The organism is Streptosporangium sp. NPDC000239 (assembly GCF_040300765.1).
GTDB lineage: Bacteria > Actinomycetota > Actinomycetes > Streptosporangiales > Streptosporangiaceae > Streptosporangium.
Window position 1 is genome coordinate 186,495 of record NZ_JBEPEI010000004.1, and the last position, 22,860, is coordinate 209,354.

At 69.3% G+C, this 22,860-nt stretch carries 24 protein-coding genes; 6 read left to right on the top strand and 18 right to left on the bottom strand.

Going from position 1 to position 22,860, the window contains the following annotated elements; all coding sequences use genetic code 11:
* Positions 1-71: 71 nt before the first annotated feature.
* Complete coding sequence (locus tag ABT340_RS13075; protein ID WP_352010921.1) at positions 72-797, bottom strand: demethylmenaquinone methyltransferase; 726 nt, start codon at positions 795-797, stop codon at positions 72-74.
* 391 nt (positions 798-1,188) lie between these two features.
* Between ABT340_RS13075 and ABT340_RS13080 the strand changes: the two genes are divergently transcribed.
* On the top strand, positions 1,189-2,466 hold the full coding sequence (locus tag ABT340_RS13080) for a delta-60 repeat domain-containing protein (protein ID WP_352010922.1): 1,278 nt from the start codon (positions 1,189-1,191) through the stop codon (positions 2,464-2,466).
* On the opposite strand, the gene ABT340_RS13085 is transcribed toward ABT340_RS13080, so the two are convergent.
* Positions 2,467-2,664: a DUF4229 domain-containing protein gene (locus tag ABT340_RS13085; protein ID WP_352010923.1), complete on the bottom strand. Its 198-nt coding sequence runs from the start codon at positions 2,662-2,664 to the stop codon at positions 2,467-2,469. It lies immediately after the preceding gene.
* Between the two features lie 269 nt (positions 2,665-2,933).
* Between ABT340_RS13085 and ABT340_RS13090 the strand changes: the two genes are divergently transcribed.
* Positions 2,934-3,173 carry a BldC family transcriptional regulator gene (locus ABT340_RS13090; protein ID WP_184711992.1) on the top strand — a complete coding sequence of 80 codons (240 nt, stop codon included), beginning with the start codon at positions 2,934-2,936 and terminating at the stop codon, positions 3,171-3,173.
* Positions 3,174-3,306: 133 nt separating this feature from the next.
* On the opposite strand, the gene ABT340_RS13095 is transcribed toward ABT340_RS13090, so the two are convergent.
* Positions 3,307-3,546 (bottom strand): hypothetical protein, encoded by a 240-nt coding sequence (locus ABT340_RS13095; RefSeq protein ID WP_352010924.1) that lies wholly within the window; start codon positions 3,544-3,546, stop codon positions 3,307-3,309.
* A gap of 10 nt (positions 3,547-3,556) precedes the next feature.
* Positions 3,557-4,393, bottom strand: coding sequence for a hypothetical protein (locus tag ABT340_RS13100; RefSeq protein ID WP_352010925.1), 837 nt, complete (start codon positions 4,391-4,393; stop codon positions 3,557-3,559).
* A 114-nt stretch (positions 4,394-4,507) separates the two neighbouring features.
* On the opposite strand from ABT340_RS13100, the gene ABT340_RS13105 reads away from it, so the two are divergent.
* Positions 4,508-4,810 (top strand): PLDc N-terminal domain-containing protein, encoded by a 303-nt coding sequence (locus tag ABT340_RS13105; RefSeq protein WP_352010926.1) that lies wholly within the window; start codon positions 4,508-4,510, stop codon positions 4,808-4,810.
* Between the two features lie 69 nt (positions 4,811-4,879).
* On the opposite strand, the gene ccsB is transcribed toward ABT340_RS13105, so the two are convergent.
* The 7 genes from ccsB to ABT340_RS13140 form a co-directional block, all read right to left on the bottom strand.
* A complete protein-coding gene (ccsB, locus tag ABT340_RS13110; protein WP_352010927.1) occupies positions 4,880-5,848 on the bottom strand; it encodes a c-type cytochrome biogenesis protein CcsB in 969 nt (322 codons plus the stop codon).
* Positions 5,838-7,436 (bottom strand): cytochrome c biogenesis protein ResB, encoded by a 1,599-nt coding sequence (resB, locus tag ABT340_RS13115; RefSeq protein ID WP_352010928.1) that lies wholly within the window; start codon positions 7,434-7,436, stop codon positions 5,838-5,840. Before resB ends, ccsB begins: the two co-directional genes overlap by 11 nt.
* Complete coding sequence (locus ABT340_RS13120; RefSeq protein ID WP_352010929.1) at positions 7,436-8,182, bottom strand: cytochrome c biogenesis CcdA family protein; 747 nt, start codon at positions 8,180-8,182, stop codon at positions 7,436-7,438. The genes resB and ABT340_RS13120 overlap by 1 nt, the downstream gene beginning before the upstream one ends.
* Entirely contained in the window at positions 8,172-8,753 is a 582-nt protein-coding gene (locus ABT340_RS13125; RefSeq protein ID WP_352010930.1) for a TlpA family protein disulfide reductase, read from the bottom strand. Before ABT340_RS13125 ends, ABT340_RS13120 begins: the two co-directional genes overlap by 11 nt.
* Before the next feature lie 56 nt (positions 8,754-8,809).
* The gene (locus tag ABT340_RS13130; protein ID WP_352010931.1) at positions 8,810-9,448 is read right to left on the bottom strand and encodes a histidine phosphatase family protein; all 639 of its coding nucleotides are present in this window, start codon (positions 9,446-9,448) and stop codon (positions 8,810-8,812) included.
* 219 nt (positions 9,449-9,667) lie between these two features.
* The gene (locus ABT340_RS13135; protein ID WP_352010932.1) at positions 9,668-10,612 is read right to left on the bottom strand and encodes a LysR family transcriptional regulator; all 945 of its coding nucleotides are present in this window, start codon (positions 10,610-10,612) and stop codon (positions 9,668-9,670) included.
* A gap of 232 nt (positions 10,613-10,844) precedes the next feature.
* Positions 10,845-11,150 (bottom strand): hypothetical protein, encoded by a 306-nt coding sequence (locus ABT340_RS13140; protein ID WP_352010933.1) that lies wholly within the window; start codon positions 11,148-11,150, stop codon positions 10,845-10,847.
* A 498-nt stretch (positions 11,151-11,648) separates the two neighbouring features.
* Between ABT340_RS13140 and ABT340_RS13145 the strand changes: the two genes are divergently transcribed.
* The 3 genes from ABT340_RS13145 to ABT340_RS13155 all read left to right on the top strand — a co-directional run bounded on the left by ABT340_RS13145 (position 11,649) and on the right by ABT340_RS13155 (position 13,927).
* Positions 11,649-12,131, top strand: coding sequence for a vitamin K epoxide reductase family protein (locus tag ABT340_RS13145; RefSeq protein WP_352010934.1), 483 nt, complete (start codon positions 11,649-11,651; stop codon positions 12,129-12,131).
* Between the two features lie 30 nt (positions 12,132-12,161).
* Complete coding sequence (locus ABT340_RS13150; protein ID WP_352010935.1) at positions 12,162-12,941, top strand: DsbA family protein; 780 nt, start codon at positions 12,162-12,164, stop codon at positions 12,939-12,941.
* Positions 12,942-13,333: 392 nt separating this feature from the next.
* Positions 13,334-13,927 carry a Uma2 family endonuclease gene (locus ABT340_RS13155; RefSeq protein WP_352010936.1) on the top strand — a complete coding sequence of 198 codons (594 nt, stop codon included), beginning with the start codon at positions 13,334-13,336 and terminating at the stop codon, positions 13,925-13,927.
* Between the two features lie 323 nt (positions 13,928-14,250).
* Here the strand turns inward: ABT340_RS13155 and hemL are convergent, their stop codons facing one another.
* The 7 genes from hemL to ABT340_RS13190 form a co-directional block, all read right to left on the bottom strand.
* The gene (hemL, locus tag ABT340_RS13160) at positions 14,251-15,591 is read right to left on the bottom strand and encodes a glutamate-1-semialdehyde 2,1-aminomutase (protein ID WP_386195059.1); all 1,341 of its coding nucleotides are present in this window, start codon (positions 15,589-15,591) and stop codon (positions 14,251-14,253) included.
* Between the two features lie 677 nt (positions 15,592-16,268).
* Entirely contained in the window at positions 16,269-16,907 is a 639-nt protein-coding gene (locus ABT340_RS13165; RefSeq protein WP_352010938.1) for a bifunctional DNA primase/polymerase, read from the bottom strand.
* A gap of 202 nt (positions 16,908-17,109) precedes the next feature.
* Complete coding sequence (gene hemB, locus ABT340_RS13170; protein WP_352010939.1) at positions 17,110-18,096, bottom strand: porphobilinogen synthase; 987 nt, start codon at positions 18,094-18,096, stop codon at positions 17,110-17,112.
* 141 nt (positions 18,097-18,237) lie between these two features.
* Positions 18,238-19,818: a bifunctional uroporphyrinogen-III C-methyltransferase/uroporphyrinogen-III synthase gene (locus ABT340_RS13175; RefSeq protein WP_352010940.1), complete on the bottom strand. Its 1,581-nt coding sequence runs from the start codon at positions 19,816-19,818 to the stop codon at positions 18,238-18,240.
* Positions 19,815-20,735, bottom strand: coding sequence for a hydroxymethylbilane synthase (hemC, locus tag ABT340_RS13180; RefSeq protein WP_352010941.1), 921 nt, complete (start codon positions 20,733-20,735; stop codon positions 19,815-19,817). Before hemC ends, ABT340_RS13175 begins: the two co-directional genes overlap by 4 nt.
* On the bottom strand, positions 20,732-22,051 hold the full coding sequence (locus ABT340_RS13185; RefSeq protein WP_352010942.1) for a glutamyl-tRNA reductase: 1,320 nt from the start codon (positions 22,049-22,051) through the stop codon (positions 20,732-20,734). Before ABT340_RS13185 ends, hemC begins: the two co-directional genes overlap by 4 nt.
* Positions 22,052-22,121: 70 nt before the next feature.
* A complete protein-coding gene (locus tag ABT340_RS13190; protein ID WP_352010943.1) occupies positions 22,122-22,829 on the bottom strand; it encodes a redox-sensing transcriptional repressor Rex in 708 nt (235 codons plus the stop codon).
* Between the last annotated feature and the right edge of the window lie 31 nt (positions 22,830-22,860).

Genomic DNA, 22,860 nt, shown 5'->3' on the forward strand with positions numbered 1-22,860 from the left:
CTTGTCGCGCCGAAGTCTAACCCCTTTGCGGCGAGAAGTGTCAGGCGGGTACTGCTATCGCCTGTCAATGTTCACGCGGGCTTATATGCCCGATGAAGGGCCACGATGCCCAGAGCGAGATTCCGCCAGGCGACCCGCTTCCAGCCCGCCTCCTGAATGATCTTCGCCAGCCCCGCCTGGTCCGGCCACTCCCTGATCGACTCGGCCAGATACTCGTAGGAGTCGTCGTTCGAACCGAACACCTTGGCGGCCTTCGGCATGAACCGCATGAGGTACTGCGTGTAGATCAGGTCGAAAGAACGCAGCGTGGGGTGGGAGAACTCCAGGATCACCAGGCGTCCGCCCGGCTTGGCCACCCGCAGCATCTCGCGCAGCGCCTGCCCGGTGTCCTGCACGTTGCGCAACGCCGTCGAGATCGTCACCGCGTCGAACACGTCGTCGGCGAACGGCAGCCGCAACGCGTCACCCGCGATGAAACTGACCCCCCGCACCCCGCCACCGGAGATGCCGGAACCGCCGCGCCGCCGTACCCCGGTGCTCAGCATGCCCAGCGAGAAGTCGGAGGCGACGGCCCGCGCCCCGAGGGAGGTGAAGGTGTCGGTCGAGGTGCCGGTGCCCGCGCCCAGGTCCAGGACCAGCTCCCCGGGGCCCGCGTCGACCGCCGCCGCGGTCGCCTTGCGCCACAGCCTGACCTGGCCAAGGGAGATAACGTCATTGACCAGGTCGTACCGCCGGGCCGTGCGATCGAACATCGCGGCGACCTCATGCGGCTGCTTGTCCAGCGAAGCGCGCGTCATGGGGCCCAGCCTATTAGCGCCGTCTGCGTCTCTTTGCTCCGCCTGCGGCGTCGCGGGGCTGTGTCTCTTTGCTCCGCCTGGCGGCGTCGCGGGTTCGGGCGCCTCAGGCCAACGCTTTCCCTCGTCGTTCGTCCGCTTCGCTCCCTCACTCCTCAGTCCAAGCGCCGGCGCGCCCGAACCGAAACCCCTCACACTTGGCGCCGGTAAAGCGCAAGATCAAAAACCTCGCGCACGGCGCCGAGAAGCACGGGGGCTGGTCCTCGTTCCCGGTGTCGGGGGCGGTCGTGGCCGGGGGCACTCCGGCATCCACGGAAAGTGACGGCTTGAACACTGTGGGTCTGCTAGGAATTACCGAATGTTTACCAGGAGCGTTTCGGCGCTGGTCGCAGCAATGGTTCTTCTGCCGCCCTGGGCGGCCTCGCCCGCGGCGGCGGGCACGATACGGCACACGCGGGTCGTCTCCGCCAACCCGGTGAACAACACCCCCCATGTGCTCGACGGGATCGTCAACGCCATCGCGCTCGTCGGCAGGACGGTGGTGGTCGGCGGATCCTTCAGCCAGGTGAGGAACGCCGGGAGCAGGACCACGGTGGAGCGCTCCAACATCTTCGCCTACGACCTGGTCACCGGGCGTGTTCTCGCGGGCTTCGCGCCGATCCTGGACGGACAGGTCAGGGCGCTGGTCGACGGCCCCGGCGGCACGGTCTACGCCGGGGGCGAGTTCACCGAGACCACGGCCACCCAGACCGAAGGCCTGTCGTCGGTCGGGCCCGCCGCCTCGGGGGCGGACACCAACGGCCTGGTCAGGCTGCGGCTGTCCGACGGCGCCCCGATGACGGACTTCGGCGCCCAGACCTACGGGGGCGGGGTCACCGCGCTGGCCAGGTCCGGTTCCCGGCTCTACGTCGGCGGTGACTTCATCGGGATCAGCGGGACCGGCCGTACGGCACTGGCCAGGCTCGACGCCGTGAGCGGGGTGGTCGACGCGGGCTTCGCCGTACGGCTTGGCGATCCGAGGGGGCGGAGGGTCAAGATCGCCTCGATGGCGCTGAGCGGGGACCGGCTGGTGGTCGCGGGCGACTTCACCACCATGAACGGCCTTTCCCGGCCGCAGCTCGGGCTCGTCGACGTCGCCGCCCGTCCCGCGAAGGTCGCCGACTGGCGGACCTCGACCTACGCGGCCAGGTGCAAGGCCGTCTTCCCCTCCTACGTCCGGGGGGTGGACTTCGCCCCGGACGGGAGCTACTTCGCGATCGTCACGACCGGCGGCCCCCAGGGGCCGGACAAGCCGTGTGACAGCACGGCGCGTTTCGAGACGCGCCCCCGGGGCTCACTGGAGAACGTGCGGCCGACCTGGATGAACCTCACCGGGGGCGACTCGCTCTACGCGGTCGCCGTGACGGGCGCGGCCGTGTACGTCGGCGGGCACCAGCGGTGGCTGAACAACCCGCTCGGCCACGACTCCGCGGGCCCTGGAGCGGTCCCGAGGCCGGGAATCTCGGCGATCGATCCGCGCACCGGCAAGGCCCTGTCGTGGAATCCCACCAGGGAGCGCGGAATCGGCGTCAAGGCATTCCTCGCCCATCACGGAGGGTTACTGGTTGGTAGTGACACAACGCGGCTTGGTCACGAGTACCATGCCCGAGTCGGCATGTTCCCGTTGCCGTGATCACTCCTGATTCTTAGTGAATCGCTGACTCACCGCGTCGCGCTGCTTCGACAGCAGGACGTAGCTGGCCACCCCACTGACCAGGAATGCGGCGACCAGCAGGATGAAGGGCTGGCGAAGGCCGAGGAGATAGAGCACACCGATGCTCACGGCCAGGAGTCCCAGCCGGGAGACGGTGTAAACGAAGACGGGATGCACAGCGTTGAGGTTACGTCACCCCACACCCGGCCTGCTCAGGGGTAGGTGTGGGGTGCCGAAGTGGGTGCTTCGCACTGCGCGTGAGCGCTGCTAGTGTGCACAACAGATCAGTTTCGTAAAGAAACACCCACGAGACTCTCAAAGAGGCTCTATCATATAACAATCGGGCAGTCAGTCGATAACAACCCGTGATCTTTGTAGAAAAGCACGGATAAATCAGACTTCGCTCGGCACACTGGTTACCTGTCCGCCCGCTGGCAGGAAGCGGGATGCGAGGGGGAGAGATTGTGGAGAGTAGCAGCGAGCGTCTGCTGACGCCCGGAGAGGTTGCCGCCCTCTTCCGGGTCGACCCAAAGACGGTTACACGCTGGGCCGCGGCAGGCCGCATCAGCAGCATCCGTACCCCCGGAGGGCATCGGCGGTTCCGCGAGTCGGAAGTGCACGCCCTTCTGCGCGGGGAAGACGTCTTGACGGCCGAAAGGCCGGCAGGCGACGCACCGCGTGTCTGACGACTTATGACGTCACACCATCGGTGGTCCTACGGGGCCCCCACCCGGAAAGCCGCAGGGTCACCGATGGAGTCGTACGGCTCGCACCCCCCGAGCCGCAACCCCGCCCCCACCCGGGGTGTCCCCAGGGACCTCAGCCGTCCTGTTCGGCCTTGAAGGCCAGGAACTCACGTTCCAGATCGTCGTTCTCCTCAAGCCAGCGCCGTCTGCGCTCGGCGAGTTCCTCCTCGGTGAACGCCTCCGCCAGCCACCGGTCGTAGTCCGGATCTCCCGGTAGCAGTTCCACGTACGCGTTGCCGATCAGACGCCCGTCATCACTGGACAGAGTCTGCGGCACGCGCAGCGTTCCGTCAGCGAGCCGGATGACGTACATCCCAGATCACCTAGATTCCGTAACGCCGGTTGAAGAACAACATGACATCGAGCGCCAGCCTCGTGTTACCGCCGAGCATGTCCACCAGGGCCGGACGCTGCCGCGAAACGATCGCGGCGAAGGCGTCAGCGAAAAACTCCTTACGCCCCAGATCGCCCGACTGAAGGTGGAACCCGGAGGCCAGCATAGGGACGCATCTCTCATAAAGGGCCGCGAACTCGGGAGAGTCGGAGACCCAGTCTCCGTGGGGAGCGTCCACGTCGTCCAGGGCGTGCCCGACCTCGTGCATCATCACGTCCGGAGTCGGCGAGGGCCGGTCCCCCACGACGATCTTGCGGTCGCCGTACGCTCCCGCGCAGATGTCCCAGGTCGCCCGGCCCGAGGGCAGCGGCGCGCCCCGCAGATAGCCCATGTCGTCCAGGTCGGGCACCCCGCCCGCGCCGACGTAGATGCCGTCGAGCCCCTCGGCGAGTTTCCTCTTGAGGATGTCGGGCAGCCTGGCCAGGCTCTCGACCGCCCGTACGGCGTCCGCGGACGGCGGCCCCTGGTCGGCGTCCCACTGGCGGTGCAGGATGCGTTCGAGCCGCCCGCAGTGCCGTAGGCCGTCGCCCATCCCGGGGGCGTCCGGAGGGTTCGGCATGGCCCTCGGCCGCTCGTCGTCGAGCTCGAAGTCCCGCCAGGTGTACTGCGGGCGGTCGACCACCGGAGCCGTCACGGCGCCCATCCGCCACTCCGGCGCGAGCGGCGCGTCACGGACCGCTCTCCCTGCGACACTCTCCGTGCGCTGTGGCAGGCTCCGCTGCCACCAGCGCCGCCGATGACGGCCCTTGTCCGCCGAATTCGCCATCACACGCCCCAGGAGGAAGTGGCAACAGGCTCCACCGTACGGCGTGGGCCCCCGTCAGTCACCCGGATCGGGGCCACGACCGCACCCTGCCGCCGAATGGCTTACAGTTCGGGCATGCCCCTGCTTGTCGGTCTGGCGATACTCGCCTTCTGGCTCTACTGCCTGTTCGACGCGATCACCACGCCGGACGAGGACGCCAGAAACCTGCCCAAGCTCCTATGGGTGATCATCGTGCTGCTGCTGCCCGTCGCGGGCGGCGTGTTCTGGCTCCTGCTCGGCAGGCCGAGCGTCTCCGGGGCCAGGGGAACGCTCCCCCCCGACGACCACAGGCCCGTGCGCCGCGAGGCCCCCAGGGGCCCCGACGACGACCCCGAGTTCCTCAGGGACCTGGAGCGGCGGCTGCGTGACGAGGAGTGAACAGCGCATGCGAAAGCCCGCCAGGAGGTACGGCACGGCCGCCCTCCTGACGGGCGGGAAGGACCGGTCTCAGCCGGGAACCTCGGCGTAGGAGTGCAGACCGCCGAGGAAGATGTTCACCCCGACCAGGTTGAACATCAGGCAGGCGAAGGCGATGAGTTGCACGATCATCGCGGCCCTGCCCCTGAACCCCGCAGTCGCGCGGGCGTGCAGGTAGGCCGCGTAGGCGATCCAGGTGATGAACGCCCAGACCTCCTTGGGGTCCCAGCCCCAGTAACGTCCCCACGCCTTGTCCGCCCAGAGGGCGCCCGCGATGACGGCGAACGTCCAGATCGGGAAGCCGACCACGATGGCGCGGTGCGCGACCCGCTCCAGGTCCTGCCGGGACGGCAGCCGGACCGCGCTGTCCTTCCTCACCAGGAAGAGGACACCGGCGACGCCCGCCATGATGAACAGGCCGCTGGCGATGATCGCCGCCGACACGTGGATGGCGACCCAGTAGGAGTTCAGCGCCGGCACGACGGGACCGGCCTGCACGTACAGATACCGTACGGCGAAGCCGAGCCCGAGGGCGGCGGCGACCGTGACGAAGGCCCCCAGGAACAGGTTCCGGTAGCGCAGGTGCATGAACAGGAACGCGCTCACCGCCGCGAAGCACATCGCGACCACGAACTCGTACATGTTGCCCCACGGCCAGCGGCCGATGGCCCAGCCCCTGGTCAGGATGGCCGCCAGGTTCGCGGCCCAGCCGAGCCAGGTCAGCGCGAGCGCGACCGGGGCCGCCCGCAGCGCCCAGGCGGGCGGTGCCTTCTCCTCGGGCGCCTCGTCCCGGGGGGTGTCCTGGGAGACACCCGCCGCGTCCCCGCCGACCGTGACGAGCGCGGGTTCACCGGCGGTCCTGGCCTTCGCGGTGCTTCTGACCCGGCCGAAGCCGAGGTCGAGGGCGTAGCCGATCATCGCGACGATGTAGAGCAGCACGGTCGCCAGGGTGAGCTGGTCGCTCAGCGTGGCGAGGCCGACATCGACCTCAACGGGCATCGTTGTTCACTCCTGGATTCAAAGCGGCGACGATCCCGGCGAACTCCTCGCTGAAATCGCTGCCTTCGGTGCGCGTGAGACCGCCGATCTCGACGTGTCCACTGTCCTTTTCCTGCCGGTCGCCGATCCGCACCCACACCCGGCGGCGGCGGACGGTCAGCGAGAGCACCAGGCCGATCACCGAGAGCGCGGAGGCGACGAGCGCGGGCATCCGGCCCGGGTCGTGGGTGATCTGCAGCGCGATCCACTGCCTGAGCCCGGTGAACTCGATCGACCCCATACCGTTCGGCAGGTCGAGCTTCTTGCCGACGGCCAGCGGGTCGGCCTTCATGACCAGCGGCTTCATCTTCTTCAGGCTCGTCGGGTCCAGCTCGTAGACCGACTGCGGCCTGCCGTTGCGCAGCCCGAGGTCCCCGGCGAACGCGCCGTACACCTGGGCGGTCGGGTTGGCCGCGCCGGGGAAGACCGAGATCCACTCACCGTTCATCGGCACCGTGGTCGGCAGGAAGCCGATCAGGAGGCCGAGCTGCTCCGGCTGGGCGTCGGGCACCTTGATGACGCACTCGGAGGTGAACGTCGCGGGCTGGACGACCAGGCACGGCACGGGACCGTCGAAGGCGACCTGCCCCCTGCCGTCGGTGATCTTGAAGGTGGGGGCGTAGCCGTGGTCGATGAGGTAGGTCAGCGTGCCGTTGACGTCCAGCGGGTCGTTGACCTTCAGCGTGTAGTCGCGCTGCCCGGCGCCGGGGGCGTCGGTGACCTTGAGCCTGGCCTCGAAGTCGAGTGGCTGGCCACGCCGCTCGCCCTGGGCGATGTAGGTGGCCTGGAAGTCGTCAAGGGTGAAGGAGAACGGTTCGAGCGACTCGGCGCTGACCTGCTGGCCGGGCATGTAGCGGTCGTAGGCGGCGACCGTGTTGGCGAAGCCCTCCCCCTCGACGACCAGCACGTTGCCGCGGTAGCCGTACAGGGCGCCCGCGCCGACCGCGACGAGCAGGCCGAGCAGCGCGACGTGGAAGATCAGGTTGCCCGTCTCACGCAGGTAGCCCTTCTCGGCGGAGACCCAGCCGGGCCCGGTGACCACCCGGAAGCGCATCCGGCGCAGCCGCTTCGCCGCCTCCTCGACGGTCAGGTCACCCTCGAAGGAGGCGTTCTGCGGCAGCCGAAGCAGGTTGCGCGGCGGCGCCGGGGGCTTCTTCCGCAGCTCACGCAGGTGCGTCGCGGCACGTGGGAGCACGCAGCCGATCAGGGACAGGAACAGCAGCAGGTAGATCGCGGCGAACCACGGCGCCCTGAACACGTCGAACAGCCACAGCCGGTCGAGCCACTCGGCCAGGGCCGGGCTGTCGCTGAAGTACTGCGAGACCTTGGCGTCGGAGACGCCGCGCTGCGGCCAGATCGACCCCGGGACCGAGGCGAGGGCGAACAGGAACAGCAGGATCAGGGCCGTGCGCATCGAGGTGAGCGTGCGCCAGAACCAGCGCGCCCACGCGACCACGCCGAACGAGCCCGGCCGTACGGCCCGCTCGTCCCCGTCCGGCTCGCGCCGCCCGGCCGTACGGCCAGGCTCGGCCTGCTTGACTTCCTCCATCAGATCACCGGCTCGAATCCGCCGATCCACCCCTGCATGGTCGCGACGAGCTCTCCCCAGAGTCCCGTGACGAGCAGCAGGCCGACGGCGACCAGCATGGCCCCGCCGATCCGGGTGATCAGCTGCGAATGGCGGCGAACCGCCTTGAACGTGTGCAGTGCCCTACGGTATGCCAGCCCCGCCACCAGGAAGGGCAGTCCGAGGCCGAGCGCGTAGGCGAAGGCCAGCAGGGCTCCCCGCCCCGCGCTGCCCTCGGTGAGTCCCAGGGTGAGCACGACACCCAGGGTGGGGCCGATGCAGGGGGTCCAGCCGAGGCCGAAGACCACGCCGAGCAGCGGCGCCCCGGCCAGCCCTGCGGCTGGAATCCGGTGGATGCGCAGGTCACGCTGGAGACCGGGCAGCACCCCCATGAACGCCAGGCCGAGCACGATCGTCAGTACGCCGAGCACCCGCGTGATGATCGCGGCGTTGTCGGCCAGCGCCTCGCCGAGACTCCCGAAGATCGCCCCGCCCGCCACGAAGACCAGCGCGAAGCCGAGCACGAACAGCCCGATGCCCGCGACCATCCGGCCGCGCCTCGGATCACCGCTCATCCCCGTCACGTACGACAGGTAGCCGGGCACCAGTGGCAGCACGCAGGGCGACAGGAAGGAGACAAGGCCGGCGGCCACCGCGATCGGCAACGCCAGCAGCAGCGACCCGCTCGCGACCGTCGCGGTCAGGTCGGTTCCCACCTCAGTGCTCACCGCCGACCTTGGTGACCACGTCGAGGAGGTCGTTGTACTTGACGGCGCCGAGGGCACGGGCCGCGATCCGGCCCTGGCGGTCGATGACCAGCGTCGAGGGGATCGCGGCCGGGGGCACGGTGCCGTGGAAGGACAGCGCGATCCGGCCCGGCTGGTCGAAGATGCTGGGGTATCCGGGCTGCTGGCTGCGTTCGAAGGCCTGGGCCTCGGCCTTGCGGTCCTTGAAGTCGATGCCGAGGAACTCCACGCCCGACGCCTTGGTCTTGGCGGCGATGTCCTTGAGCACCGGCGCCTCAGAGCGGCAGGGCGCGCACCAGGCGGCCCAGAAGTTCAGCACCACGACCTTGCCCTTGTACGAGGCCAGGGAGACGGTCTTGCCGTCGAGGGTCTCGCCCTCGACGGCTGGAGCCGGTTTGCGGCCGGCGGCCTCGAACGTGGTGATCTTGCCGTCACCCGGCACGAAGCGGGTGTCCCCGCTCTGCGGCTGCGATCCCTGGTTACCGGCACATCCGGCCACGGTGACGATCGACACGGCCACGAGCAGCACGGCGGCGAAGGGTTTTGCGCGCATCAGGGGCTGAGTCTTCCTGTACTACAACCGGTAGAGCAGTCACTCTACCGGCGTGGTCAGGCGCCCGGTACGGCAGGGCGCCCGACGAGCGCGCCCGCGGGTTCGCTGTATCCGACACTGACCAGCCGGTCGCCCTCGAAGGAGAAGCTCGTGAGGCTGGCCAGCGAACACTGCCTGCGTCTGGGGTCGTGCGGCAGCCGCCTGCCCTCGGCCGCGAGCCGGATGATCCAGATCGGCAGCTGGTGGCTGACCAGCACCGCCTCGTGACCGCGCGCCGCGTCCCTGGCGGTGTCGATCACGCTCTTCATCCGCCGGACGACGTCGGTGTAGCGCTCTCCCCAGGAGGGACGCAGCGGGTTCCACAGGTGGCGGTAGTGGCGCGGGCTGCGGAAGACGCCGTTGCCCCCGGCGACCGAGACGCCTTCGAAGATGTTCTCCGCCTCGATGAGACGTTCGTCGAGGGTGACCTCAAGGCCGAAGGAGGAGGCGATCGGAGCGACGGTCTCCTGGGCCCGCTCCAGAGGGGAGGAGAACAGGGCCGTGACGTCTCGTCCCGCGACGGACTTGGCGACCAGTTCGGCCATCTGCTTTCCCGTCTCCGACAGGTGGTATCCGGGGAGCCTGCCGTACAGGATGTTCGCGGGGTTGTGCACCTCACCGTGGCGCAGGAGGTGAACGACGGTCGTCTCAGCCATGGTGCCGCCAGCCTACCGACAGGTATGGATGAATAGGGCGCATAGATGGACCAGTGTGGCTGTGCCGCCCGGACGACGCCAGCGCCGAAGACAGTCGACTTCCGGGTTTAGCGGCGTTTTCCGGTGCTTCGTGCATGATCTCACCGTTCTACGGCCGATCTGTGGCCGATATGGGACACCTGTTCACGGGCCGGTCACCGTGGCGCCCGGCCCGCGCGCTCAGCCTTCGACGGGTTCCCCGACCGGATCGGCCGTACCCGCCGGACAGTGGGGCTCGGAGGCGAGCCTGAGCGCCTCGACCGCGGCTCTGATCGCCGGGCGGCGGGCCGCGTCGGTGCGCCAGAGCGCGTAGATCTTCCGGGTGGGACGCGGCCTGAGCGGGACGATCCGCACCCCCTCGGGCACGAAGTCGCGGCCGAGACGGGGGACGATCGCGCAGCCCTGTCCGGCCGCGACGAGGGCGAGGTGGGTCGGATACTCGTCGGCCATGCAGGCGATGTCGGGTTCGAGCTCGGCCGAACGCAGCGTGTAGACGAGCCAGTCGCGGCAGACCGTACCGGGCGAGGAGCTGATCCATCGCTCGCCGGACAGTTCGGAGAGCTCGATCTCCTGCCGGTCGGCCAGCGGATGGCACGAGGGCAGGATCGCGTCGGCGACGTCGTCGAAGAGCATCGCCCTGGAGAGCCCCTCGGGAACGGCCAGCGGCCGGTTCATCCAGTCCTGGACGACCGCGAGGTCGAGCTCACCCCTGCTCACCTCACGGAGCTGGCGCTCCGGCTCCCGCTCGTGCAGCTGGAGCCTGAGGTCGGGGTGGCGCCGCTGCAGGTGGGACAGCGCCGCGGGCAGCAGCCCCCGCGCCGCCGTGGGGAACGCCCCGATGCTCAACCTGCCGACGACCGCTCCCCGCAGCGCCTCGAAGTCGGCCTCCGCGGTCTCGACCAGCGCGAGGATGCGCTCGGCGTGGTCGGCGAGCAACCCGGCCGCGTCCGTCAACCGGACCCCGCGCCCGTTGCGCTCAAGCAACGTCGCGCCGGTCTCCCGTTCGAGCTTGGCGAGCTGCTGAGACACGGCGGACGGGGTCACCATGAGGGCGTCGGCCGCCGCGCCGACCGATCCGTACACGGCCACGGCGTGCAGAGCTTTGAGGCGGTTGAGATCCAGCATGTAGCAACTCTAAACGCCCGTAGCGGAAAAAGCTCCCTTTGCTAAAGAAAAAGCACGAACAGGGACGAAAGTCGCCGAATCCATCACACCTTCGCCCAGCCCGGCCCATCGCCTTCGTTCATACCCTTTCAAGCCACCCGTACAGCTTCGCGACGCCTGGGTGGTTTTGCGGCATCAGGTCCCGTACGGCCGCCGCCCCCGGAGGCCGTACGGGGACCGAAGAACGGAGACCTCAGTCCTTGGCGCTGACCTGCCCGCTCCCCTTGCAGGGACGGCAGGTGATCTCGACCTGGGTCACCACCGTCCCGCCCGCGGCGGTCTTGGTCTCACGGGTCTCGTAATAGTGGCCGTTTCCCTCACAGTTGCCACAGGGGCGCGTCGCTCCCATCGGCCTCTCCTTCACCTGGGCCGCGGCCTGGGCGACGTCCGCGAACGACGCCCTGACCCGCTCCGCCTGCTCCCCCGTCAGGAAAGGCAACACCACCTTGCCGCCCGCGGCGGTGGGAATGCCCAGCACATACGTTCCTCGTTCGGTCACAGGCTTTTCCAATCGGGGGACGATGATCGATCCGGAGGGCGACCGTCTACCACGTATCTCCGATGATCATGGTAGGCCGCCCATGACACCACACCGGCACATGCACGACCGTCCGGCGCGTCTCCCCTCGGGCACCGCCCTGGGGAGTCACCGGCACGGCCCCACGACCGACTCCGTCAGGCTACCTGCCCGATCCTCGCCGCCACCCTCGACTTCTCACAACCCCCACTTCCGGGAGGAACACAACCACTCCCCACACCGAAAAGTCCCCACCGAACCGCAGAAATCACGAAAGGAAAACCACCCCGGGTCTTTCCAAGGACTTTGTCCCCTACTTCGGGAAAGCCTGTCCCGGCTATCGTCGCTCAGACCCGACAGATCCCCATGAGCACCCAAAGACGCACTACCAAGCCCCTTACCGCCCTCTTACGCCCTTTGTTCTAGCCTCGCCTCTGTCCCGCACGGCGACGCGAAGCCGGAACCCCCATAGGAAACCCCATGGCCACAGACGTTCACCCGCACCCCGGTCGAGCACCGGAACGGCCGCGCTGGTTCCTCGTCGCGACGATCCTGCTGAGCGTCATGGGCCTGGCGGTCTCGGCCTACCTGACCCTCGCCCACTACGACACCGCGGTGCCCCTCGTGTGCGCGGAGAACTCCACGATCGACTGCGCCTCGGTGACGTCGAGCAGCTACTCCGAACTGCTGGGCATCCCGGTACCCGTGCTCGGCCTGCTGTTCTTCGCCGCGATCACGGTGCTGACCACCCCGTGGGCCTGGCGCTCGGCCTCCCCCCTCATCCGCTGGGTACGGCTCGGCAGCGTGATCGTCGGCGTGCTCTTCGTGGTCTACCTGGTGAGCGCCGAACTGCTCGTCCTCGGCAAGATCTGCCTGTGGTGCACGGCCGTACACGTGATAACCGTGGCGCTTTTCGGATGCGTCGTGACCGACGAATACCGGCGGGCGGGCCAGCCGGTCTGACCGCCGCAGCGATATCGATGAGGAGTCCTCATGAGCAAGAACGCCCGGCGGCAGTCGGCCAGGGAGCGCGTCGCCGAGGAGCGCAGGCTGCAGGCCGCCAAGGACAGGCAGCGGAAACTGCTGCTGGGCGTCCTCGGTGGCATAGCCGCCGCGGCGGTCATCGTGGTCGCGGTCGTCGTGGCGCAGAACAACGCCGGTCAGAGCAACCAGAAGGCCGTCGCCTACACCGGGCCGCTGGCCCCGACCACACGCCAGGAGGACGGCTCGATCCTCATGGCCAAGGAGGGCGTCACCGCCCCCACCCTGGAGATCTTCGAGGACTTCCAGTGCCCCTTCTGCAAGAAGCTTGAGGACACCGCCGGCGACGCGATCTACAAGGCCGCCGCCGAGGGCAAGGCCCGGGTGATCTTCCGGCCGTTCCAGCTCTTCCAGGCCCCCGCCCACCCCGAACCCGTACCGTCGGTCTCCCGGCGCGGCGCCAACGCCGCCCTGTGCACCCCGCCCGACAAGTGGGCCTCCTACGCCAAGACGCTGTACGCCAACCAGCCGGTCGAGGGGCAGAACGGCTTCGAGAACAAGGACCTGCTCAACTGGGCCCGGGACCTCGGTTTCTACGACGCCGGGTTCGACAAGTGCGTCACCGGCCTGGAGATGGGGGCCGACGTCGACAAGGCCACCGAATACGCCCAGAAGCAGAAGGTCAACAGCACCCCGACCCTCCGCCTCAACGGCAAGGACCTGACCGCCGAACAGGTCAACGAACTCCTCTCCGCTCCTGAGAGCTTGGAGCAGATCCTGAGCTCGAAATAATGTTGTGTCTCTTTGCGCCGCCTTCGGCGGCGCGGGTTCGGGCGCTTCGGGCCGGCGCTTTCCCTCGTCACTCCGTCGCTGCGCTCCTGCGTTCCTCAGTCCAAGCGCCAGCGCGCCCGAACCGAAAACCCCTCACACTTGGCACCGGGAAAGCACAAGACCAAACTCTTCACTTCTGATGCCGGGGCGTCCGGGGCGGACCTTTTCACGCTTGGCATCGGGGCACTCGAACAGGAGGGCTCCGCCGTGGGCGGCGGAGCCCTGTGTTCCCTGTGTCTTCTTCGCGTCCAGGTCGTGTTCATGGCCTCGGGGCGGGGAGGCAGGAGACAATGGACGGAGGGCAACGGAGATGATCTGGGATGAGCACACCGGGTGACGAGGATGACGCCACGGTGAACACCGTGAGTAGCGCGCTCGAATACTGGCCGTCACCACCCCCCTGGGGGTGGAAGGCCGACGACCTCGACCACCTTCCGGCAGAGGGACCCAACGGCGAGCCCGACTTCTTCAAGCACGTCGAACTCATCGATGGAGCCCTCGTCTTCATGTCCCCCCAGAAGCGTTTCCACCAGCGCATGATCCGTCGCCTCACCGAGGCGCTCGACGAACAGACCCCGGAGTCGCTGTCAGCGGTGGACCAGATGGACGTCAAACTCGGACACCGCACACGCCCCTGCCCCGACATCGTCGTCATCGACACCGTGGCGGCCGATGACGACGAACGGACTTTCTACACGCCCGACGAAGTGCACCTCGTCGTCGAGATCGTCTCTCCCGAGTCAGAGGATCGTGACCGCAAGACCAAGCCGTTCCGTTACGCCGAAGCGGGGATCACCCACTTCTGGCAAGTGGAGACCAACGACGGCAAGCCCGTCGTCTACGTCTACGAACTCGACCCCGCCACCGGCGCCTACGGCCTCACCGGCATCCACCACGGCCGCCTGACCGTCCCGGTCCCTTTCGACATCGACATCGATCTCAGCTAGTTGCGGCTGTGTCTCCTTGCGACGTGTCTCTTTGCGCCGCCTGACGGCGGCGCGGGTCCGGGCGCTTCGAGCCGGCGCTTTCCCTCGTCACTCCGTCGCTTCGCTCCTGCGTTCCTCAGTCCAAGCACCGGCGCGCCCGAACCGAAAACCCCTCACACACAGCACCGGTAAAGCACAAGACCAAACTCTTCACTTCTGGCGCCGGGGCGTCCAGGGCGGAGCTCTTCAGGCTTGGCGTCGGGGCACCCAGGGCGCCTCTCAGCCTGGGGGCGGGGGCACACCCAGGCCGAGGTGTTTCGGGTCGGCAGGTCCGAGCGACGGCTTCAGAAGGCCTGGGCTGCGGCTTTGGCGGCTGCGGGGAGGGCTTCGACCACCTGGGAGAGGGCCTCCTCGTCGTGGGCGGAGGAGAGGAACCACGCCTCGTACGCCGAGGGAGGCAGATAGACGCCCTGGTCGAGCATGGCGTGGAAGAACGCCCGGTAGGCGGCGGTGTTCTGGGTCTGCGCACCGGCGAAGTCGGTGACCTGGTCCTCGGTGAAGAAGATGGAGAACAGGCTGCCCGCACGCTGCAGGCGGTGCGGCACTCCGGCCGCGGCCAGGGCGTCGGAGGCGGCACGGCCGATGATCAGGGCGGCGGCGTCGACCCGGTCGTAGACCTCCTCGTCGCAGGAACGCAGGGTGGCCAGGCCCGCCGCGCAGGCCAGCGGGTTCCCCGACAGGGTGCCCGCCTGGTAGACCGGCCCCTCGGGAGCGAGATTGGCCATCACGTCGGCACGACCACCGAAGGCGGCGGCGGGCAGACCACCACCCATGACCTTGCCGAAGGTCATCAGATCGGCCTCGACCGGGTCGAGGCCGTACCACCCGGCTTCGGAGACCCGGAAGCCGGTGAGCACCTCGTCGAGGATCAGCAGGGCGCCATGGGCGGTGCACAGCTCACGCAGCTTGGCGTTGAAGCCGTCCAGCGGAGGGACGACGCCCATGTTGGCCGGGCACGCCTCGGTGATCACGCACGCGATCTCGTCGCCGAACTCCCGGAAGGCCTCGGTGACGGCCTCGACCGAGTTGTACGGCAGCACGACCGTGTCGGCGGCCGACGCTCCGGTGACACCGGGGGTGTCGGGCAGCCCGAAGGTGACCAGTCCCGACCCGGCGGAGGCGAGCAGCGCGTCCACGTGGCCGTGGTAGCAGCCGGCGAACTTGACGATCTTCGCCCGGCCGGTGAACCCCCGCGCCAGCCGTACGGCCGACATCGTGGCCTCGGTGCCCGAGCTGACGAGGCGGACCTTCTCCACGGGCTCGACGAGGGAGACGATCTCCTCGGCGAGTTCGACCTCGCCGGGCGTGGCCGTACCGAACGAGGTCCCGGCCGCGAGCGCCTCCTGCAGGGCCTCGACCACGGCCGGGTGCCGGTGCCCAAGGATCATGGGCCCCCAGGAGCACACCAGGTCGACGTAGCGATTACCGTCCACGTCGGTGATGTACGGCCCCTGCCCCGAGGCCATGAACCGGGGCGTACCACCGACGGCGCCGAAGGCGCGGACGGGAGAGTTCACCCCTCCAGGGACGATCTCGCGGGCACGGGCGAACAGGTCCTCGGACTTCTCAGTAAGGCTCACGCCCCCAGCGTAACCACGACAGGCCCAGCCCCCACCCCAGGGCATCCCAACCCCCGCCCCGGGCCTCAACCTGCGAAAGGCCACGGTAGGAGCACCGTCCCTGGCCGGATAGGGGTCCGCTCCGGACACCACAATTACTCAGCGTGCAGAGACCCTGCCCTCGGCAACCAGCGCGAAAAGCCCCTATGCCAGAAGTGCAGGGCTTCACCCCGACCGTCCGGCGCGGTGCGTGAAGAGTTCCGGCCTGTGCCTTACCGCCGCCAGGCGGATCAAAGAGGCATGATTCGGGCGCGCCAACCTCGGGCGTGAAGAGTTTGATCTTGTGCTTCACCGGCGCCAAGCGTGAGGAGTGTCGGCTTGGGCGCGTCGGTGTCTGGACTGAGGAACGCAGGAGCGAAGCGACGGAGAGACGAGGGAAGACACCGACCCGAAGCGCCCAAGCCCGCGACGCCGCCAGGCGGAGCAAAGAAACCCGGTTCGGGCGCGCCGGTGCTTGGACTGAGGAACGCAGGAGCGAAGCGACGCAGAGACGAGGGAAAGCACCGGCCCGAAGCGCCCGAACCCGCGACGCCGCCAGGCGTCGCAAAGAAACCCGGCTTGGGCGCGTCGGTGTCTGGACTGAGGAGTGAGGGAGCGCAGCGGACGAACGACGAGGGAAGACACCGACGCGAAAGCGCCCAAGCCCGCGACGCCGCCAGGCGGAGCAAAGAGACGCTGCGCCATCAGCAGGTATCGGCCAGCTTTTCCAGCACGACCAGCGGGTCAGGAAGCGGTCGCCCGTCCGGGGGGCGGAGCCAGGTGGCGGGTTTGCCTGTCGGCAGCAGGGAGGGCGGTGCCATGACGTAGCTGTCGCGGCAGTGCCACCGTAGTCCGGGCATCTCCTCGATGGTCGAGGGGCCGTAGTCGAGGGAGCAGGACCACCACTCGTCCTCGTCGTCGGAGGTGTTGCGGGTGGCCACATAGAACAGGACCCGGTCACCGTTGGCGGCGACCGGGCCCTGGGCGGTTCCGGCGGAGTCCATGTTCGCGAAGGCGGTCAGGCCCGCGGCGAGCGGCACGTCGAAGACGTCGAAGACCCTGCCCGTGGGGAGGATCACGTTCGCCTCCGGGTCACGTTGCCACCAGTGGCTCAGCAGGGCGGGGTCGGTGGTCGCCTGCATCTGCCAGGCGCGGGAGAGCGGGTGGGCACCGGCGTCCGGGCAGCCGATGCGGTCGCACGAGCAGGCGCGGGAACCGCTGTTCAGGGGCCGCGCCCCGGGACAGCTCGCCCAGCCGAGGGCGGCGTACTCCAGCACGGAGGCGACCGTCTGCTTCGGATGAGCGCGTCGTTTGCCCCGACGAGTCAGCGGTACCCCCACCATCGTGTCCTCCGTCGTCCGCGCGTCCCGCGTGCCTTCGGATGCGATGACATGCCCGTGTTCGGTCGATCAGCGAAAGAAGTCAGACAGCCAGGGTCTACACCACCTGGGACACATCCGCACCGGTCCTCGCACTCTAACGCACAGACCCCATGTGCGAATGACAAACCCCCGGTTCTCACCACGTGCCTGTCGTCACACCAGGTCAGCCGAGCTTCCTGGCCACCTCGGTCGCCCAGTAGGTGAGGATCATGTCCGCCCCGGCCCTGCGGATCGCGATCAGGGACTCCATGATGGCGCGGTCCCGGTCGATCCAGCCGTTCGCCGCGGCGGCCTCGATCATGGAGTACTCGCCGCTGACCTGGTAGGCGGCCACCGGGACGTCCACCAGGTCGCGGATCTGGCGCAGGATGTCGAGGTAGGCGAGGGCGGGTTTGACCATGACGGCGTCGGCCCCCTCCTGGAGGTCGAGGCGCACCTCGCGCAGCGCCTCACCGACCGGGCCCGCGGGGTCCTGCTGGTAGGCGTTGCGGTCGCCGAACTGCGGCGCGCACTCGGCGGCCTCCCTGAAGGGGCCGTAGAACGCCGAGGCGTACTTGACGGAGTAGCCCAGGATGGGGATCTCCTGGAAGCCGTCGGCGTCCAGCGCGGCGCGGATCGCGGCGACCTGGCCGTCCATCATGCCGCTGGGCGCGATGACCTGGGATCCGGCCCTGGCCTGGGCGACCGCGACGGCGGCGTAGCGCTCCAGGGTGGCGTCGTTGTCGACCTCCCCGCCGGGGGTCAGGATGCCGCAGTGGCCGTGGTCGGTGAACTCGTCCAGGCAGGTGTCGGTCATCACGACCAGCGCGTCGCCGACCTCGGCGACCAGGTCGGCGACCGCGCGCTGGACGATGCCCTCGGGGTCGTCGCCGGCCGAGCCCCTGGCGTCCTTGACCTCGGGCACGCCGAACAGGATCAGGCCGCCGACGCCCGCCTGCGCGGCCTCGTTGGCGGCCTTGAGCAGGGAATCGCGGGTGTGCTGCAGGACGCCGGGCATGGAGGTCACGGGACTGGGCTCGTCGATGCCCTCCTTGACGAACACCGGCAGCACCAGCTCCGCGGGATGCAGCCGGGTGCCCGCTGACATCCGGCGCATCGCCGCCGTACGGCGGAGCCTGCGTGGGCGCGCGACAGGGAACTGGGCGGTCATGATGTCTCCCCCTCCCCCCGGCACACGGGCACCACGGAGGGTGAGAGGAGCCGGGGGACGTATTCGGTTTGTCCAACGTCTTCCCGGGTGCCGACGCGCCGACCTCCTGCCGCGCGGCACCCGTGTCTACCGTCCTCCAGGCTACTTGGCGCGGCGCCTGGCCCCTCGTCTGGTCTGGGAGGGCCTGCGGGGGACGTCTCCCGCGGCGACGGCCGCCTGGCGCTGCTTGGCGCCGTACTCCGCCAGTGCCGAGGCGAGAGCGGAGGCGGAGGGCTTGTCGGCCATGACGTCCACCCTGAGCCCGAACTCCTCGGCGGTCTTGGCGGTCTGCGGGCCGATCACGGCGATGACCGTGACGTTGTGCGGCTTGCCCGCGATGCCCACGAGGTTGCGCACGGTGCTCGACGAGGTGAACATCACCGCGTCGAAGCCGCCGCTCTTGATCGCCTCCCGGGTCGGCGCGGGCGGCGGCGCCGCCCTGACCGTCCGGTAGGCGGTGACGTCGTCGCACTCCCAGCCGAGTTCGGTCAGCCCGGCGACCAGGGTCTCGGTGGCGATGTCCGCGCGGGGCAGCAGGACCCGGTTGATCGGGTCGAGCATCGAGTCGTACGGCGGCCACTCGGCGACCAGTCCCTCGGACGACTGCTCCCCCGAGGGCATCAGGTCGGGCTTGACGCCGAAGCTCACCAGGGCCCGCGCGGTGGCCTCGCCGACGGCGGCGACCTTGAGCCCGGCGAAGGCCCTGGCGTCGAGGCCGTACTCCTCGAACTTCTCCCTGACGGCCTTGACGGCGTTGGCGCTGGTGAAGGCCACCCACTCGTAACGGCCTGTGACCAGGCCCTTGATCGCCCGGTCCATCTGCTGCGGGGTCCGGGGCGGCTCGACGGAGATCGTGGGGACCTCCTCGGGCACCGCGCCGTAGGAGCGCAGCTGTTCGACGAGCCCGGCCGACTGCTCCTTGGTCCTGGGCACGAGCACCCGCCAGCCGAACAGCGGCTTGGTCTCGAACCACGACAGGCGTTCCCGCATGCCGACGGCCTCGCCGACCACGATCAGCGCGGGTTCGGTCATCCCGGCGTGCTTGAGGTCGGGCGCGATCCGGCCGAGGGTCGTCACCACGGTGTACTGCTCGGTGGTGGTGCCCGAGCCGCTGATCGCGACCTGTGTCGAGTCGGGACGGCCCGCGGCGATCAGTGCCTTGCCGATCGCGGCGGCCTGGGAGAGCCCGTTGTAGATCACCAGGGTGCCCGCGCCGGTCGCGTGCGCCGACCAGTCGTCGACCTGGGTGGCGTCCACGACACGGAATTCGGGCACGGAGACCGCGGCGGGAATGCCCGCGTAGGTGAGGACGGCGGTCGCCGCCGGCACGCCGGGGACGATCTCGAAGTCCACCTCGGCCTTGGCGCAGGCCGCGACCTCGTCGGTGATCGCGGAGAAGAACATCGGGTCGCCCGCGCACAGGCGCACGACGTCACGGCCCGCCTTGGCGGCGTTGACGGCCCGTAGTGAGACGGCCTCCTCGTTCGCGGTGTCGACGACCTCGACGTTCTCCCGGCAGTGGCGCAGCAGCGTGCCGTACGGCTCCCGATCGAGCACGACGACGTCGGCCTTCGAGAGCAGGTCGGCGCCGCGAAGCGTGAGCAGGCCCTCATCGCCTGGCCCGGCGCCCACGAAGGCGACGAACCCGGCGGAGCGCTCGAAGGTGGTACTTCCGGAGCTCAATGTGCTCGCTCCCCTATCAACGTGCCTGCCCCTTCGGCGATCATCTCGGCCGCGAGGTCGCGACCGAGATCCATGGGCGCCGAAGAGGTCCCGGCGGCGGACTTGCGTACCGCTCTGCTGCCGTCCACGGCGACGACAGCGGCGGTCAGGAACAGATCGTGCCCGCGCTCGGCGGAGTAGGCGCCGACCGGAGCCGAGCACCCCGCCTCAAGTGCGGCGAGCACCGCGCGTTCGGCGGTCACCGCGGCGCGTGTCGCGGCGTCGTCGAGCACGCTCAGGAACTCGGCGAGGTCGGGGCGGTCGGCACGGCACTCGACGGCCAGCGCGCCCTGCCCGGGGGCCGGGAGCATCTCCTCGACCTCGAAGACCTGGGAGATCTCGGCCTCGCGCCCGAGACGGCCGAGTCCGGCGGCGGCCAGGACGATGCCCTGCAGCTCACCGGAGGTGACCTTGCCGATGCGGGTCTCCGCGTTGCCCCGGATCGGGACGTACTCCAGGTCGGGCCTGAGGACCCTCAGCTGGGAGACCCGGCGCGGGGAGCCGGTGCCGATCTTGGCGCCCGGCGGCAGGTCGGCCAGCTTGGCGGGGCCGACCAGCGCGTCCCTCGGGTCGTCGCGGGGCGGGATGGCGGCGATGACGATGCGCGGGTCCGGCGTGGTCGGCAGGTCCTTCAGCGAGTGGACCGCGAAGTCGATCTCGCCCTCGATGAGCTTGTCGCGCAGCGCGCTGACGAAGACGCCGGTGCCGCCGAGCTGGGTGAGGTTGGCCTTGGTCACGTCGCCGAAGGTGGTGACGCCGACGAGTTCGACGGCGCGGCCGGTCAGCTCGGTGAGGCGGGCGGCGACCAGGCCGGACTGGGTCGTCGCCATCAGGCTGCGCCGGGTCCCCATCCTCAGTGGAGAAGCGGTGTCGCTCATCTGCCCACCTCCTTCTTGTTCGTCTCCGTTTCCACCGAATCGACCCGTCTCACCGCATCGGGCACCTTCGGGTCAAGATTGAACAGCTCGCGCAGCGCCTCCGCATAATGATCGCCTGCCGGAGACTCGGCGAGCTGTTTGACACGCACGGTGGGCTCGTGGAGCAGCTTGTCGACCACGCGCCTGACCGTCTGCGCGACCTCGTCGCGGACCCGTCCGTCGAGGCCGGGCACCCGGGAGGCGAGCCGTCCGAGTTCGGCCTCGACCACGTCGGCCGCCTTGCTGCGCAGCGCGACCACGGTCGGGGTGACCCGCGCGGCGCGCTCGGCCGACAGGTAGGCGGCGACCTCGCGGGTGACGATCTCCCGTACGGCGGCGACCGCCTCGGCCCGTCCGCCGTCGTCGGTCTCGGCGATGTCGCCGTCCTGCATCGACTCCAGGTCGACGAGGGTGACGCCGGGCAGGCTCCGCACGGCCGGGTCGACGTCGTGGGGCAGGGCGAGGTCCAGCACGAACATCCGCCTGGCGGGGACCATGTCGACGGTGACGACCACGTCGGTCGCGCCGGTGCACGAGATCACCAGGTCGGCCTCGGCCAGTTCGGCCGTCAGGTCGTCGAACCGCGCGGCCCTGCCGCCGACCGTCTGCGCCAGCCGTACGGCGCGCTCGTGGGTGCGGTTGACGATCACGATGTCGGTGACACCGGCCCGCTGGAGGGTCGCGGCCGACAGGGCGCTCATCGAGCCCGCGCCGACGACCAGGGCGCGCCTGCCCTGGATGGGGCCGAGGGCGCGTTCTGCGAGGGTGAGGCCGACGCCGACGAGGGAGGCGCCCGCCCGGTCGATGCCGGTCTCGGTGTGGGAGCGCTTGCCGACCCGCAGGGCCTGCTGGACAAGCTCGTTGAGCGTCGGGCCCACGGTGCCCTGCTCCTGGGCGAGCCTGAGCGCCGAGCGGATCTGGCCGAGGATCTGCCCCTCGCCGAGGACCATCGAGTCGAGTCCCGAGCCGACGGAGAACAGGTGCTCGACGGCCCGGTCCTCGTAGTGGACGTACAGGTGGCCGGCCAGCCGCTCCATGGGGACGCCGGAGTGGACGGCGAGCAGCTCGGAGATCGCGTTGACGGCCGCGTGGAAGCGGTCGACGGTGACGTAGACCTCGACCCGGTTGCAGGTCGAGACGACCATGGCCTCCGCGACCCGGACGTCCTGTTGCACGTCGTGCAGCAGTTTGACCAGCGCGTCACCGGTGACGGAGACCTGTTCGAGCAGTGCGACGGGGGCGGTCCTGTGACTCAGACCGACGACGAGGACGCTCACCGGGCCTCCTCGGGTCGTGGTGAACCCGTGATCTCCCCGCGGGAGACGTCGTGCCTTCGGGCTCTGTCGTTCACAAGTCCACCGCCTCGGGCCACTCCTCGGCCATCGCGGGCCCCCCAGTCATCCGATCCGTCTTACGTTGTTCGTGGAACGCGAGGATCTGCAGTTCAATGGATAGGTCGACTTTACGGATATCGACGCCTTCGGGTACAGCGAGTACGACCGGGGCGAAGTTCAGAATGCTCGTCACACCGGCGGCTATGACCCGGTCGGCCAGTTCCTGCGCCGCCGCGCCCGGGGTCGCGAGCACGACGATCGACACGGCCCGCCGCCTGATGACGGCCTCAAGCTCGTCGACGTGCTCGACGGTCAGTCCCGCGATGTGGTCACCAACCACCTCCGGGTCGGCGTCCAGGAGCGCCGCGACCCGGAACCCCCTGGAGACGAACCCTCCGTAGTTGGCGAGCGCGCGCCCGAGGTTACCCACCCCGACGATCGCGACCGCCCAGTCCTGGGTCAGACCCAGTTCACGGGAGATCTGGTAGATGAGGTACTCGACCTCGTAGCCTACCCCGCGGGTGCCGTACGAGCCCAGATGCGAGAGGTCCTTGCGAAGCTTGGCCGAGTTCACTCCGGCGGCGACGGCCAGGTCCTCCGAGCTCACGGTCGCCAGGCCCCGCTCGGCCATGCCGTTGAGCGCTCGCAGATAGAGCGGCAACCGGGCGACGGTCGCCTCGGGAATGCCACGTTCACGAGCTTGGGAAAGACGGCGAATCACGTGCCGGAGCTCCAGGGGGACAGGCGGCCGG